Origin of the sequence: Agrobacterium sp. FDAARGOS_525 (genome assembly GCF_003938925.1) — a bacterium.
Lineage (GTDB): Bacteria > Pseudomonadota > Alphaproteobacteria > Rhizobiales > Rhizobiaceae > Agrobacterium > Agrobacterium pusense.
Window position 1 is genome coordinate 2,186,123 of the sequence record NZ_RKIU01000004.1, and the last position, 13,915, is coordinate 2,200,037.

Annotated in this window: 13 protein-coding genes; 7 read left to right on the forward strand and 6 right to left on the reverse strand. The window is 59.3% G+C overall.

Features of this window, described 5'->3' with window-relative positions:
• Positions 1-7 precede the first annotated feature (7 nt).
• From EGT36_RS26610 to EGT36_RS26635, 6 genes are all read right to left on the reverse strand, one after another.
• Positions 8-487 carry a hypothetical protein gene (locus EGT36_RS26610; protein ID WP_006700540.1) on the reverse strand — a complete coding sequence of 160 codons (480 nt, stop codon included), beginning with the start codon at positions 485-487 and terminating at the stop codon, positions 8-10.
• Complete coding sequence (locus EGT36_RS26615; protein ID WP_006700539.1) at positions 484-744, reverse strand: DUF4160 domain-containing protein; 261 nt, start codon at positions 742-744, stop codon at positions 484-486. Before EGT36_RS26615 ends, EGT36_RS26610 begins: the two co-directional genes overlap by 4 nt.
• Before the next feature lie 87 nt (positions 745-831).
• The gene (locus EGT36_RS26620; protein ID WP_006700538.1) at positions 832-1,608 is read right to left on the reverse strand and encodes a sugar phosphate isomerase/epimerase family protein; all 777 of its coding nucleotides are present in this window, start codon (positions 1,606-1,608) and stop codon (positions 832-834) included.
• Complete coding sequence (locus EGT36_RS26625) at positions 1,605-2,621, reverse strand: hydroxyacid dehydrogenase (RefSeq protein WP_034496587.1); 1,017 nt, start codon at positions 2,619-2,621, stop codon at positions 1,605-1,607. The genes EGT36_RS26620 and EGT36_RS26625 overlap by 4 nt, the downstream gene beginning before the upstream one ends.
• Entirely contained in the window at positions 2,618-4,495 is a 1,878-nt protein-coding gene (locus tag EGT36_RS26630) for a DUF2264 domain-containing protein (protein WP_125271383.1), read from the reverse strand. Before EGT36_RS26630 ends, EGT36_RS26625 begins: the two co-directional genes overlap by 4 nt.
• Positions 4,488-5,552 carry a LacI family DNA-binding transcriptional regulator gene (locus EGT36_RS26635; protein WP_022562628.1) on the reverse strand — a complete coding sequence of 355 codons (1,065 nt, stop codon included), beginning with the start codon at positions 5,550-5,552 and terminating at the stop codon, positions 4,488-4,490. The genes EGT36_RS26630 and EGT36_RS26635 overlap by 8 nt, the downstream gene beginning before the upstream one ends.
• Before the next feature lie 112 nt (positions 5,553-5,664).
• Between EGT36_RS26635 and EGT36_RS26640 the strand changes: the two genes are divergently transcribed.
• The 7 genes from EGT36_RS26640 (at position 5,665) to EGT36_RS26670 (ending at position 13,907) form a co-directional block, all read left to right on the forward strand.
• A complete protein-coding gene (locus tag EGT36_RS26640) occupies positions 5,665-6,957 on the forward strand; it encodes an ABC transporter substrate-binding protein (RefSeq protein WP_022562627.1) in 1,293 nt (430 codons plus the stop codon).
• A gap of 181 nt (positions 6,958-7,138) precedes the next feature.
• Positions 7,139-8,068 carry an ArsR/SmtB family transcription factor gene (locus EGT36_RS26645; RefSeq protein ID WP_125271384.1) on the forward strand — a complete coding sequence of 310 codons (930 nt, stop codon included), beginning with the start codon at positions 7,139-7,141 and terminating at the stop codon, positions 8,066-8,068.
• Between the two features lie 122 nt (positions 8,069-8,190).
• Complete coding sequence (gene arfA, locus EGT36_RS26650; protein WP_125271385.1) at positions 8,191-9,702, forward strand: arabinosylfuranosidase ArfA; 1,512 nt, start codon at positions 8,191-8,193, stop codon at positions 9,700-9,702.
• Between the two features lie 7 nt (positions 9,703-9,709).
• Complete coding sequence (locus EGT36_RS26655) at positions 9,710-10,783, forward strand: ABC transporter ATP-binding protein (RefSeq protein ID WP_125271386.1); 1,074 nt, start codon at positions 9,710-9,712, stop codon at positions 10,781-10,783.
• A gap of 74 nt (positions 10,784-10,857) precedes the next feature.
• Positions 10,858-12,132: an extracellular solute-binding protein gene (locus tag EGT36_RS26660; RefSeq protein WP_022562625.1), complete on the forward strand. Its 1,275-nt coding sequence runs from the start codon at positions 10,858-10,860 to the stop codon at positions 12,130-12,132.
• A 66-nt stretch (positions 12,133-12,198) separates the two neighbouring features.
• A complete protein-coding gene (locus EGT36_RS26665; RefSeq protein ID WP_004444920.1) occupies positions 12,199-13,083 on the forward strand; it encodes a carbohydrate ABC transporter permease in 885 nt (294 codons plus the stop codon).
• Positions 13,080-13,907: a carbohydrate ABC transporter permease gene (locus EGT36_RS26670; RefSeq protein ID WP_004444918.1), complete on the forward strand. Its 828-nt coding sequence runs from the start codon at positions 13,080-13,082 to the stop codon at positions 13,905-13,907. Before EGT36_RS26665 ends, EGT36_RS26670 begins: the two co-directional genes overlap by 4 nt.
• The last annotated feature ends 8 nt before the right edge of the window (positions 13,908-13,915 follow it).

Below are 13,915 nucleotides of genomic sequence, written 5' to 3' on the forward strand. Positions count from 1 at the left end.
AACTGTCTTATGCGGCATGCCTGGGACGTCCCGGCCGCCGGGGGCGGAAATGAGCATGTAATAGAAGCGGGTCGCGCTGGCTTGCTCGTAGCAGCATCTTCACGGCATGGCTTACCGGTGTGCCAGCGCGGTAGTTGTTCCATGTCCTCAAGGTCACACCAAGAAAATCCGCCGCCTCATTGTTGGAAAGGCCGATGTCCTCCTGCCATTTGCGCAGGTCGTCGACGTCAAAGTCGCGCTGGTCCTCGGCGATCTGGTAAAGATGATAGGAGTCGATTGCGAGATCATCGCCTTCCCATTCCACGCTGGCGCCATAGTCGGTGACTTTCGCAGTCTCCCAGATACCCGCTGAACGGAGGGGAGCGAGTAACTCTCCTCCCGTCGCGATCCACCCCGTCAGATTGGCGGTTGACCGTCTGCCATCGGCCCAGTCGATCGTGAGTGAGCTGGGCAGGGTGGGCAGGATGGCTTTGACGCGTGGTGTCATGACTTGCTTCCCTTAGCTGCAATAGGAAAACGCGGGTTAGTGCGATTCCACTCCTCAACAATCAGGCTCCCATTGGCCTTCGCCCATGCCAAAGCTTCGGCCTCCGCCCTGCGGGATAGTTTGCCACGCAGGATTTCCAGAGTTTCTATGTGGACAAGGGCATCCGCATCAGGTGTTATGATGTGGAAATGTGGTGGCAGGTGATCGTTCGCATACACGCGTACGATCATGTTTCCAATTTGAACCAGCTTGCCCATCCAGCACCCATATCCTCAATAAATATGGTGCATAATTTTCACTATGGCAAGTTCGGCTGCAGGATATTTATGATGAGCAGGCGGGATCTAAGACCTGTCGAGAATCTTCCGAAGCGTCAGCGCGTCTTCCGCAAACTGGCCGATGTCATCACCCCTGACGAATTCCAGCATCGCATAGGCGGTTCTCGTCCATTCGCCCTCAGGCAAAGCCGCGATGCACGCCCGCCAGTAGTCTGCGCGGTCGGCAAGCGGCAGGCGGCTGGCGTCGGCGAGCCAGGCGAACACATGCAGATGGCAGATGCGCGGGCCGAGCGCGGATATTTCCGCGAGTGCCTCTTCCAGCGGCAGGCCCGGGGCGGGCTGCCAGTAGAAGAACAGGTTGGGCATCGGCAAATCCTGCGCCAGCTGCTGGGCGGAGGGGAGGGCGTCGGTCAGCGAATTCGGGTGATATTCGAGGCCGATCGTCATGCCGTAGTCTTCCGCTCGGTGAGCAATTGTCGCCAGCGCTTCCGTTGCCGCGCGGCGTTCCGCGGGTGTGTAATCGGCGGATGGACGTTTGCGTTGCCCCGGCCAGATACGGATATGCTGTGTGCCGAGCGCCCTTGTGGTTTCGAGCACACTGGTCACATCGTCAGGTGTGAAATCCGGCGCGAAGATATAGGAGCCGTAGGACGAGACGGAGAGGCCCGCTTCTGCCGTCCGCGCAGCAACCTGCCGCGCATTTTCGAGGTCGCCCGGCGGGACATGGACATCCGCACCCCATTCGATTGCCCTGATGCCATTGCTGGCCGCAAGCTCTATCACGACCTGTGGCGTCAGGGAGCGGAAGGTGACGGAGCACAGGCCGGGTTCGAAAGGTCTCACGCGATCAGGTCCAGATGTTCGGGCCGCACCTGCTGCTGCAAAGGCACCGCGCAGCAGAAGCGTTCGATTTCGGCAATCGCCATGTCGCCGAGCCTCGCCCGTTCGAGACCGGTGGCGCCGGCAATATGCGGCGTCAGGAAGACGTTCGGCAGGCTGTAAAAGGGTGAGTCCGGCGGCGGCACTTCGGGATCGGTCACGTCGATGACGGCTTCGATGCGTCCGGTTTTCAGTTCGGCCAGAAGCGCGTCTTCATCCACAAGTGCGCCGCGCGCCGTGTTGATCAGGGTTGCGCCGTCCTTCATGCGGGCAAGCGCTGCCGCGCCAATCATGTGCCGCGTCTGCGGCAGGGAGGGCGCATGCAGGGAAATGACATCGCTCGCCGCCATCAGCTCTTCGAGCGAGGCAAGACGGACGCCGAGCTTTTCCGCTTCCGCAGCACCGAGAAGCGGGTCGAAAAGCATGAGATTGAGATCGAAGGGCTGCAATAGACCAATGACGCGACGTCCGATGCGTGACGCGCCGACGATGCCGACCGTGAGGCCGAGATTGCCGATGGCCTGCGCCTGCAATCGCTCGACCGGGGCTCGGTCGCGATGCTCCAGATAAAGACGCCTGAAGCCGAAGGTCCGCTTGCCGGCCAGCAGGATCATCGCCAGAGAAAATTCTGCGACCGGCTGCGCATTCGCCTCTGCGGCGCTGCACACCGTAACGCCCCGATCGAACACCGCTTGCGACAGGAAATATTTTACCGTGCCGGCAGCATGGGAGATGAGCCTGAGGCGGGGCATCAGCGCCAGTTCCTGCGCGCCGATATCCGGACAGCCCCAGCCGGTCAGGAGGATATCCGTCTTCGCCAGCTGCTCTTTCACCGCGGGATCGTGGAAATCGCGGATTGTGCCTGTGTCGAGAATCTCGACCCTCTCTGACAACCTGTCGAGCGCCTGCGATGTCAGCACATGCTCGGTCCGTTCCGGGTCCATGGCTATGCTGAGACGCGGAATCGGGCTCGTCATTGCGGCTCTCCCCTGGCCGCCATGCTGCTGACCGGCACGCCCTCTCTCGCGAAGAGGCGATCAAGCGCCTCCAGGTCGGGAATGGCTGGAACCGAAGCCATTGCTTTCTCGCCTTCCGGGCCGCTCACTCCGGCAAAGACCGCGCAAACCAGAACGCTCTCGCCGGCGGCGATCTGGCCGCGCAATTGCGGCACGGTGGTCTTGGCGTTGATGAGATTTGTATTGGGCAGTGCCTTCAGCGCCACGCCGTGCCGGTCTATGTTCCAACCGAGATCGATGATTGCCGATATGTCAGTGCCACAATCCGTCGTCGCCCGTCCGGCCTCTTCGCTCACGGCGTCGCGGTCGCCATCGTTGCGGTTGATCGCAAAACCACCTTCCGTAACCCAAAGGGAGCGGGCAGAGGTGATCCGGTGCAGTCTGATATGCCAGTCGCCAGCCGCAACCAGCGTGGTTTCAACGGCGACATCGGCAAACGGCTTCCATGTCGCCCGCAGGCTTGCTCCCGCCAGCAGAACCTTCTCGTTGGTCTCGCGCACGCGGTAATGCAGTCCGTCCTCGGAAAAGGCCAGCATATTGTCGAAACCGTTGGTCTTGAAGCCACGCTCGTCCACTTCCACGCCGAAGCCGTAGCGGGAGGAATAGGCGAATTTTGCGTATTTTTCCGGCCCGCCGCGCATGGAGAGATTTTCCTGGCCGCTGGAGAGCGCCGTGACGTTGCCTTTCGTCCGCATCATCACCATGCCGGGATGAACAAGCGGCTTAGGGCTTGCGGACGGTTCGGGCAGCCTTTCCTCCGCCTGCCAGAAGGGATGACTTTCCGGCAGGGCAAGCGGCAGGAAAGCCTTGAAAGCCCAATAGGGCGAACCTGCCGAATTATAACTTTCCGACATGGTGAGCTGCGGATAGGCGTAGCCGATGGAGAGCGCGCCATCGCGATCGGCAATCGGCTTTTTGGCCCACCAGCGCAGATGCTGCAGATAAAGGCCCTTGATCTCGCCCCAGGGCAGCGCCTCCTCGTCGGCAAAGGCAAGGCCCGCCCAGAAACCGCCACAGGCAAAACGGTAGGTCATGGAGCGGCCGAAAGCCAGGGTTCCGCCATCCTCATCGAACCAGCTGGCAAAATCGCCAGCGAAAAGCCGTGCGCGCTGCCGGTAACGCTCGGCATAGGCGTCATCAGGCTTGCTGAGTTTCGCGTAAATCAGCCCGTAGAAATGCATGGCGAAGGCAATGTAGTGATCGATGCGGCGATAGTTGCCGTCGCGATACCAGCCGTCGGATATATAGAAATCGTCGAGCTCCTTCTGGAAGGTTTCGGTCAGGCTGCGATCGAATTCGATACCGAGATGATCCAGCGCCATGTCGACCATGATGCGAAAGAACTTCCAGTTATTATCGGCGTAACCGCGCTCACGGGCGGTCAGCAAATAGCGGCGCACATTGTCTTTCTGTGTATCGGACAGTGGTTCCCACAGATGCTGCGGCGCAAGCCGCAGTGCAAAACCGATTGCAGCGAGCTCCACCAGCCGCTGATCCTTCTGGCGGACATCACCCCAGTATTCAGGATGGGAAGGATCGGTGCCGTTGGCTATGCCCCGGGCGAGAAGCGGCCAATGGTCGAAACGATCGCCACTCAGCGCAAGCGGTGCGATGCCCCAGAGCGGTCGGGCAAAGCCTTCCAGATCGGCCGCGGCCCGGTCGAAGTGCGCGGCCGCTCCGCTGAGCGTCACCCTTGCGCCACCCTGCGAGAAATAGGGAAGAAGCGGCGCAAAGCTATCATCCAGCGCCCGCCGGACATCGGCGCGGCTTTTGAGCGGATTGCCGTGCAGCGGATTAAATCGCGCCATATGGGGTCTGCTCATGGTGTCATGCATCGCGTGTCGCCTTTCCCGTCTTTTTCGCCTTGCCGGCTGTCTGTCCTTCCACCAGCTGCACGCCAAGTTGCACCTGACGGGCATTGGCGGAAGGCTCGGTCAGGCGCCGCCGCAGCAGGTCAACCGCTTCGCGCGCAATTTCGCGGCGATCGACCCGGATCGTGCTGAGACGTGGGGTGGAAAGTTCGGCAAAGGGCAGGTCATCGAAACCGATGATGGAAAGATCGTCGGGAACGCCGAGGCCCAGCTCCTGCGCTGCCCCGAGTGCGCCAAGGGCAATTGCGTCATTCATACAGAAAATGCCTGTCAGTTCAGGGTTTTTGGCCAGCAGCTGGCGAACCGCGTCGCCCGCCTGCCCGAAGCCGCTATCTGCCGTCGAAAGCAGGAACTCCTCATAGGTCGTTCCTTTCTCCTCAAGGATCGTATGGCGGAAGCCGCGCATGCGCTCCCTGATGGTGTGGCGATGATGCGGACCAATATAGGCGACCTTGCGATGGCCGAGTTCCAGAAGCCGCCGGGCCGCCAGCGCGCCGCCGTAAAAATTGGACGGCGAAACGCAATCGAGCATCATGGAGGGGTCAGCACTGTTGACAAGAACAGGTTGCAGTACGCCCTGCGTGATGCGGTGGATGATCTCCTCCTCGGGATCGAGCCCGATGGCCAGGAGGCCGTCCACCTCACAGACCCGCTGGATCAGGGAATCGTCGATCTGCTTCTGGTGCAATAGCCTGATGTCGAGTTCGAAACCGTCCGTCTGGGCGAGGCTGCGCAGCACATCGAAAATATCGTGATAAAACGCGCCAATATCGCCCGTCGCCCTTTCCGCGGACATGAGCGCGAGGATTGTCTTGCCTTCTAGCTGCACACCCGCCGCCTGATTGGTTGCCGGTCGCAAGGGGTAACCGAGCTCCGCCGCAACTCCCAGAACCTTGGTCTGGATCGACGCGCTGATTCCTTTTTCCCCTGCGAGAACACGCGAGACTGTGCTGATGGAAACCCCGGCGCGCTGGGCGATATCCGACTGGCGCGGACGGCTGATGTCGGGCGTATCGTTCATATCGGCTCCTGCGCTTGCAAAAAAATCTATTATGATGCAAATATTGCAAACAAAGAAAATTTGCAAGAATTTAAGTGATATCAGAAAAATTTGCAAAACGCGGGAGGAGCAGATGCAAATGATTGATAGACGCGGGTTTTTGGTGACGGCGGCGCTGGCGAGCCTGGGTGCTGCGGCGGGCGGTTTTCGCGCGGCTGCGGCTGAAACCCGGCTTCGTTGCGTGTGGTGGGGATCTGCCGATCGCAGCAAGCGCACCAACGATGTGATCGCCCTTTACCAGAAGGCCAATCCGCAGACCGAGATCAGCGGTGAAATGATCGCCGGTTCCGATTACTGGACCAAGCTTGCGACATCGATGGCGGGGCGAAACGTCGCCGATATCTTCCAGCTTGAACCTTCCACCATCGCCGATTATTCGGGTCGAGGCGCCTGCATGGAGCTGGATCAGTTCGTCGGCAAGTCGCTTGATCTTTCCACCTTCGGCAAAAGTGAGATCGATCTCTGCCGTATCGACGGCAAGCTTTACGGCGTCGGCCTCGGGCTCAATTCCTTCTGCATGATGTATGACGCCGACACGCTGAAAGAAGCGGGTGTTTCCGTTCCACAGGATCAGATCACCTGGAAGGCGCTTGCTGAACTGGCGCGCGATTTCAAGAAGAACGGCCCGGCGAAGCGCAACTATTGGGCCGTACCCTATGGCGCGCGTTATCATTATGTCTTCGATGTCTGGCTGCGCCAGCGCGGCAAGCTTCTGTTTCAGGACGGCACCATCGGCTTCAACAAGGAAGATGCCAAGGAATGGTTCGCCTATTGGGAGGACCTGCGCGAGAACAAGCTTTGCGTTTCCGCCGATATCCAGACGCGTGACGACAATACCATCGAATCCAACGCGCTGACGCTTGGCAATTCGGCCATTGGTTTTGCCTATTCCAACCAGCTTGTCGGTTACCAGAAACTCAACAAGCAAACGCTGTCCATCGGCATGCTGCCGGGTGAGGGGCCGGGCAAGCCGACCGGGCATTATTATCGGCCGGGCCTCATCTGGTCCATTTCGTCCACTTCGACCAACGCGGAAGCGGCGGCGAAATTCATCAACTTCTTCGTCAACGATCTGGAAGCAGGCAAGGTACTCGGCGTCGAGCGCGGCGTGCCGCCCGCCAAGGTTGTGCGCGAGGCATTGTTGCCGACGCTCAACGAGACCGAGCGCAAGACGGTGGATTACATTGAGAGCCTGTCGGGCAAGCTCGATCCCTATCCGGAGCCTGCCCCGATCGGCGCCAATGAGTTCGACCGCGGCGTGATGCGCCCCATCGCCGATTCGCTTGCCTTCGGCCGCGCCACCGTGGATGAAGCAGCGCAAAATCTCGTCGACACCGGCACGCGGACCCTGCGCAAGCGCGGCTGACGACGAAAGGGCATCGCCGCGCGGTCTCGCAGCCGCGTGGTGATGTCTTTTTCATGAAGCGATGGCGGTGAATCCCGCTTTCCGCCTTTTGGAAGCGCCTGCATGGCAAACAGCACTGGACAAGTGCATGGCATTTAAGCCAGAAATTCTGATCTGGATCGATAAATCTGAAGATTAGAATATGGCGCCTAATTTCCTTCTCGTTGATGCTGAAAAAGAATTCGATGTGCTGAAAGCGGCCGCATCGCTGATCCGCGTGCAGATATTGAAGCTCTTGCACGAGGGGAGCGGTCTCAATGTCAACGAAATTGCGCAGAGGCTGGATTTGCCCCAGTCCACCGTTTCCGCCGGCGTGGCCGTTCTGGAGGAGGCGGGGTTGCTGCGAACCGAGACGCGCAAGGCGCGCAAGGGCAGCCAGAAAATCTGCTTTGCCACCTGTGACGAACTCATCGTTTCCTTCCGAAAACCCGAAACCCCGGCGACCTCAAACTATATTGCCGTGGCGATGCCTCTCGGTCTTTACACGCAAAGTTCGGTAACGGCGCCCTGTGGCATCTGCTCGCCGGAGGGCATTATCGGGCTTCTGGATGTGCCCGATACGTTCATGGATCCGGACCGCATGAAGACGGCCTTGTTATGGCTGACATCGGGTTTCGTCGAGTATCAGTTCCCCAATAACGCCAAGATTCAGGGGCGGGAGGTCGAGGAAGTCGAGTTTTCCATGGAGGTCAGTTCCGAGGTTCCCGGAACCCACAGCAACTGGCCGTCGGACATCACCCTGTCCGTTAACGGCAGGGAAATCGGCGTCTGGACGTCGCCCGGCGATTTTGGAGACAAGCGGGGAACGTTCACGCCTGACTGGTGGAAGCTGTCCGGTTCGCAATACGGTATGCTGAAAACATGGCGGATTACCGCCCAGGGAACCTTTGTGGATGGGACCCGGATTTCGGATGTGACGCTCGCGGATATCGATCTGACCAGCCACCGTTCCATCCGGCTGCGCATCGAGGTCAAGGCGGATGCGAAACATCCGGGCGGTCTGAACATATTTGGCCGCGGGTTCGGAAATTACGACCAGGACATCGTTCTGCGCCTGCGAACGGCTGCCTGATCCAGCAAATTTAATAAGTATGATTTTCGCGGTTGACAGGCGCGGATTCCCTCGGCAACTATATTATCAAATGTGGTTTATACCACATTTCACGATATAAATGCGCATGGGAGGAGAGCCTTATGAAAGCGCGGGTTTCAGTCCACCGGGACTTCCGGATTGGGCGTATCGACGATCGTCTTTATTCCGCCTTCATCGAACATATGGGGCGCGCCATATACGGCGGCATCTACGAGCCGGGCCATCCTCAGGCGGATGAAAACGGCTTTCGCAAGGACGTTCTGAAATTCGTGCAGGACCTGAAGATCCCGGCCATCCGTTATCCGGGCGGCAACTTCGTTTCGGCCTATCGCTGGGAAGACGGCATTGGGCCGCGCGATCAGCGTCCCATCCGTCTCGATCTCGCCTGGCGCTCCAAGGAAACCAACCAGATCGGCATCAATGAATTCGCCGACTGGGCGCAGAAGGCCGGCATCGAAATGATGCTCGCCGTCAATCTCGGCTCCCGTGGTCTGGACGACGCCCGCAACTTCCTCGAATACGTCAACTTCCCCGGCGGTACGACGCTCAGCGATCTGCGCCGCAGCCATGGCGCCGAAAAGCCGCATGGCGTGAAAATGTGGTGCCTTGGCAACGAAATGGACGGACCCTGGCAGATCGGTCACAAAACGGCTGTGGAGTACGGGCGTCTCGCCAACGAAACCGCCAAGGCCTTCAAGGGTTTCGACCCGACAATTGAAGCAATTGTCTGCGGCAGCTCCAATGACGGCATGCCCACTTATCCCGAATGGGAGCGGGAAGTTCTCGAGGAGTGCTATGAAAACGTGGATCACATCTCGCTGCACAAATATTTCGGCAATAACAGCCGCGACACGCTGAATTATTTCGGCAAGATCGAGGAAACCGGGCGCTACATCCAGACGATTGCGGGCGTCATCGATTATGTGAAGGCGAAGAAGCGCGCCAAGAACGACGTCTCCATCTGCTTCGACGAATGGAACGTCTGGTATCACATCCGCGAAGAAGACGGCAAACGCATCAAGAGCTGGGACTGGCCGGAAGCGCCCGCACTTCTCGAAGAGACATACAATTTCGAGGACGCACTGTTCGTGGCGGGTCTGCTCAACGAGTTCATCCGCCGTTCGGATCGGGTGCGCATCGCCTGCATCGCGCAGCTCGTCAATGTCATCGCCCCCATCCGTGCCGAGAAGAACGGCCCGGCATGGCGTCAGACGATCTATTATCCATACCAGTTCGCTTCGCTTTATGGCCGTGGCGTCGCGCTGAATGTCGCCGTTGATTGCCCGACCTATGACTGCAATGCGGCCGATGATGTCAAATATCTCGATGTCGCCAGTGTCTATGACGAGGCGGAAGGCATGGTGACATTGTTCGTGTTGAACCGGCACTTGAGCGAGGCCGCCGACCTCGATGTCAGCCTCACCGGTTTCTCGTCGGCCACGCTCGATCTGCATCTGGCCATGGCGGGTTACGATCTGCGTGTCGGTAATGGCCCGGATCAGCCGGATCGTGTCGTGCCGGTGCCGGGCAGCGGTGTCGGCGTCGAAGACGGAGCGCTGAAGGGGTCCGTGCCGGCGCTGTCTTATCATGTGCTGCGTGTGAAGGTTCAGTGAGGCGGCCATGGGTGTCCGTCTTAATAATATCGCCAAGTCCTTCGGCTCCTTCGCGGCGATCCGGGATGTCTCGATGGACATCCCGACCGGCAGCTTCGCGGTCTTCGTCGGGCCTTCCGGCTGCGGAAAATCCACGCTGCTGCGGATGATTGCCGGTCTTGAAGAGACCAGCGGCGGACGCATAGCCATCGACGACCGTGATGTCACGGCCGTCGAGCCGGCGGATCGCGGCGTTGCGATGGTTTTCCAGAACTACGCCCTCTATCCGCATCTGACGGTGTTCGAGAACATGGCGTTCAGCCTGCGTCTTGCCCGCCGGCCGAAGGCGGAGGTGAATGAGAGGGTGGGCGAGGCGGCCCGCATCCTGCAGCTGGAAGATCATCTGCAGAAAAAGCCGTCGCAGCTTTCCGGTGGACAGCGCCAGCGCGTCGCCATCGGCCGCGCCATCGTTCGACAGCCGAAGGTCTTCCTGTTCGATGAGCCGCTTTCGAACCTCGATGCGGAGTTGCGCGTGCAGATGCGGCTGGAGCTGACCCGGCTTCACCGCAAGCTGGGTGCCACAATGATCTATGTCACCCATGATCAGGTGGAGGCCATGACGCTCGCGGACAAGATCTTCGTGTTGAAGGGCGGCGTCGTGCAGCAGGCGGGTGCACCGCTCACCCTCTATGACGATCCTGATAACCGGTTCGTCGCGGGCTTCATCGGCTCACCGGCGATGAACTTCCTGCAGGCGGACGTCGTCGGACAGCACGAAGGCGTCGTGACGCTTTCGCCCGATGGCGGGCATCGACATATCGAGGCGCGGCTCTCGCAACCCGTCTCCGCCGGGCAGCGTGTCGAGATCGGGATCCGACCCGAGCATCTGATCATAACACAGGACGGCGCCTTGCCGGTCGTTGTCGAGGTCGCGGAAGAGCTGGGCGACGTCTCCTACCTCTATACCCGCACCGGGGCCGGCAGGGAAATCATCGTGCAGCGCCAGGGCTCGCGCGAGAGCCTGGATGGCCGTCCGGTTTCGCTCACCGCCGCGCCCGACCACATCATGGTTTTCGACAGCGACGGCAGAAGGTTGCGATAGGCGCGAGGAGGCGCCTGTCGATGCAGCAGACCATCCCCATGGGGTGTTTTCAAAGAAAACGGGAGGAGTGAACGATGCGACTGATCAAGACATTGCTTGTTGGCACGGTTCTGGGTTTGACCGCCCTGCCGGCGCTGGCCAGACAGGATATCGTCTGGTGGGATTTCCTGTCCGGTGGTGACGGCGTGCGCATGAAGGCGCTGATCGATGCCTTCAACAAGGAACATCCTGATATTCAGGTGAAGGGAACGACGCTCGAATGGGGCGTGCCCTTCTATACCAAGGTGCGGACCGCTTCTGCCGTCGGCGAAGGACCTGACGTCATGACCTATCACCTGTCCCGTGCGCCGCTGGCGCTGCAGGAGAAGGTGCTGAGCGAGATTACCGACAAGGATCTTGAGGATGCGGGACTGAAGAAGGACGATTTCTTCAGTGCGCCGCTCGATGCGGCCACCCATGACGGCAAGCTTTATGCCGTGCCTTTCGATATTCACGCGCTGGTTCTCTATTACAATGCCGATCTTCTCAAAGGCTCGCCCTATATCGATGCCGAAGGCAAGCTGACCGGTATCAAGACGATAGACGACTTCGAGAAGGCGCTGGCCTGGGCCAAGGAAAAAGGCGTCGAAACGCCGGTCACGTATCAATCCGGCGGAGAAGCCGGTGTCTGGCGCGTCTTCTACACCTTGTTCTCGCAGCAGGGTGGTGAACTCGTCACCAATGGCGAGGTGCTGGCCGGCGACAATGCGGAGAAGGCCGCCAAGGCTATCGATACCATGTCGAAATGGCGCGAAAACGGCTGGGCGCCGGAGCAGGCGGAATATCCCGCGTCCGTCGCGCTCTTCTCCGCCGGAAAATCCGCCTTCCAGCTGAACGGCGTCTGGGAAGTGCCGACCTACAAGGACCTGGAAAAGAACAACAAGCTGGGCTTCAAATGGAGCGCGGTCGAGGTTCCGCCCTTCATGGGTAAACGCGCTACATGGGCGGATTCACACGCTTTTGCCATTCCCAACCAGGGTGACAAGACCGTTTCCGGCGAAAAACGCGCCGCGGTGATGAAGGTAATCGGCTGGATGGAAAAACACGCCATCAGCTGGGCCGATGCCGGCCATATCCCGGCCTATAAATCGATCACCGAGGGCAGCGATTACAAGGCGATGCAGCCGAACGCCACCTATGCGTCACTTGCGGAAGCAGCCGTGTTCGATCCGAAAACGACGATCACGGGTGTCGCTTCGCCTGCCTATGATGCCGCGCTCAACGTCATCGCTCCGGCCATTCAGGGCTTCATGAGCGGCACGGATGCGGTGGAGCAGATCAAGGAAGAGCTGCAGAGCAAGCTGAAGTGACAGGAACCGGCCCTCCGGTCTCTGGCCGGAGGGCGCCTGCAATGCGTGAAGTCCCGGAGACAGTCCATGGCTATGATTGAAAACCGGCGCAAGAAATCGCTGATCGCGCTGTCGATGGTGACGCCGTTCATCGTGGTCTTCGCCACCTTCTTCCTTTATCCGCTGATCGAGATGGTGCGCATGAGTTTCACCGATGCGCCCCTGATCGGTGATGGAAACTGGGTCGGGTTTGCAAACTACGCAAAGCTGCTGAGCGACCGCCTGTTTATCACGTCGCTGAAGAACAACGGTTATTTTGTGCTTCTAACCGTGGTCCCGACGACTGTCATCGCGCTGATGATCGCACTCGCCGTCAGCCGCCTTTCGGGCGTCAGGCAGACGGTTGCGATGAGCCTGTTTTTCTTGCCTTATGTCTTGCCTGTATCGGTCGTCACGGAAATCTGGACGTGGATGCTCGATCTTCAGTTCGGCATTCTTCAGCCGGTAATTTCCCTGTTTGCCGGAAAACCGGTCGCGGTCTTCAAGAATCCCTATTGGGTCATGCCGATGGTCGCCGTCGTCACCATCTGGTGGACCAACGGTTTCAACGTATTGCTATTCATCGCGGGTCTTCGCAACATTCCGGCCGAGCTTTATGAGGCCGCCTCGCTCGATGGCGCAACGACGTGGCAACGCTTCTGGCGCGTGACCTGGCCGCTATTATGGCCCGTGACAGCCCTCGTGCTGACCCTTCAGTTGATCCTGCAACTGAAGATATTCGACCAGATCTATCTCCTGAGCGGCGGCGGCCCTTTCAACTCAAGCTTCGTGCTGCTTCTAAAGGTCTATCGTGAAGCCTTCCAGCTCAACAATGGCGGTTATGCCTCTGCCGTCGCCACCGTGCTGTTCCTGCTGATCGTCATCGTTTCCATTCTCCAGTTCCAGTTGCTGCGCATCCGGAGGAACTCATGAGCCTTACCAGAAGACTAGAAAACATCATCCTGACCGTGCTGACCTTCTCGGCGGCGCTGGTATGGATATTTCCGCTCTACTGGACCTTCGTCACCTCCATTCGCTCGGATGAGAATGTTGCAGGGAACACCTTGCTGATACCCGACGAGTTCCGGCTGAGCGCCTATGTGAACGCCATCTTCAACACGCAGTTGATGAACTGGTATATCAACTCGGTCGGCACGGCGGCGATCGTTACCGTATCGGTGCTTCTTATCTCGATGTTGTGCGCCTATGCCCTCTCGCAGATACGGTTTCCGGGCCGACGCCTGCTCTATGGCATCGTGCTGGCGAGTTTCATGGTGCCGGCGCAGACGCTTGTCGTCACGCAGTTCATCCTGATGAAAAACCTTAACCTCATCAACACCTGGGCAGGCATCATCCTGCCGCAGCTAATCACGCCCATCGTCATCATCGTCTACAAGCAGTTCTTCGACAGCGTGCCGAAGGAGATGCGCGAGGCTGTGGTTCTGGATGGCGGCGGTGAGTATACGATCCTTTTCAAGGTCTACCTGCCGCTGAACTGGGGCATTACGACCGCCATGGCGATCGTGACATTCATCACGGTCTGGAACGCCTTCTTCTGGCCCTTCCTCGTCGTTACCTCGGAAAACATGATGACGATCCCGGTCGGCATCACCCAGGTCAATGACACATTCGGCGTTGCCTATGCACGGCTAATGGCCATCGCCATGCTTGCCGCGCTGCCGGTCATCATCGCCTACGTCATCTTCCAGCGGCGGGTAACGGAAGCCATCATGATCTCGTCCGGTGTGAAAGGGTGAGGGGGCGA

What these genes read in the sequence shown, in the direction of transcription:
- EGT36_RS26625 (WP_034496587.1), bottom strand. Translation starts at nt 2,621, where the DNA reads ATGACGAGCCCGATTCCGCGTCTCAGCATAGCCATGGACCCGGAACGG.
- EGT36_RS26670 (WP_004444918.1), top strand. Translation starts at nt 13,080, where the DNA reads ATGAGCCTTACCAGAAGACTAGAAAACATCATCCTGACCGTGCTGACC.
- EGT36_RS26610 (WP_006700540.1), bottom strand. Translation starts at nt 487, where the DNA reads ATGACACCACGCGTCAAAGCCATCCTGCCCACCCTGCCCAGCTCACTC.
- EGT36_RS26645 (WP_125271384.1), top strand. Translation starts at nt 7,139, where the DNA reads ATGGCGCCTAATTTCCTTCTCGTTGATGCTGAAAAAGAATTCGATGTG.
- EGT36_RS26635 (WP_022562628.1), bottom strand. Translation starts at nt 5,552, where the DNA reads ATGAACGATACGCCCGACATCAGCCGTCCGCGCCAGTCGGATATCGCC.
- EGT36_RS26665 (WP_004444920.1), top strand. Translation starts at nt 12,199, where the DNA reads ATGGCTATGATTGAAAACCGGCGCAAGAAATCGCTGATCGCGCTGTCG.
- EGT36_RS26630 (WP_125271383.1), bottom strand. Translation starts at nt 4,495, where the DNA reads ATGCATGACACCATGAGCAGACCCCATATGGCGCGATTTAATCCGCTG.
- arfA (WP_125271385.1), top strand. Translation starts at nt 8,191, where the DNA reads ATGAAAGCGCGGGTTTCAGTCCACCGGGACTTCCGGATTGGGCGTATC.
- EGT36_RS26655 (WP_125271386.1), top strand. Translation starts at nt 9,710, where the DNA reads ATGGGTGTCCGTCTTAATAATATCGCCAAGTCCTTCGGCTCCTTCGCG.
- EGT36_RS26615 (WP_006700539.1), bottom strand. Translation starts at nt 744, where the DNA reads ATGGGCAAGCTGGTTCAAATTGGAAACATGATCGTACGCGTGTATGCG.
- EGT36_RS26640 (WP_022562627.1), top strand. Translation starts at nt 5,665, where the DNA reads ATGCAAATGATTGATAGACGCGGGTTTTTGGTGACGGCGGCGCTGGCG.
- EGT36_RS26660 (WP_022562625.1), top strand. Translation starts at nt 10,858, where the DNA reads ATGCGACTGATCAAGACATTGCTTGTTGGCACGGTTCTGGGTTTGACC.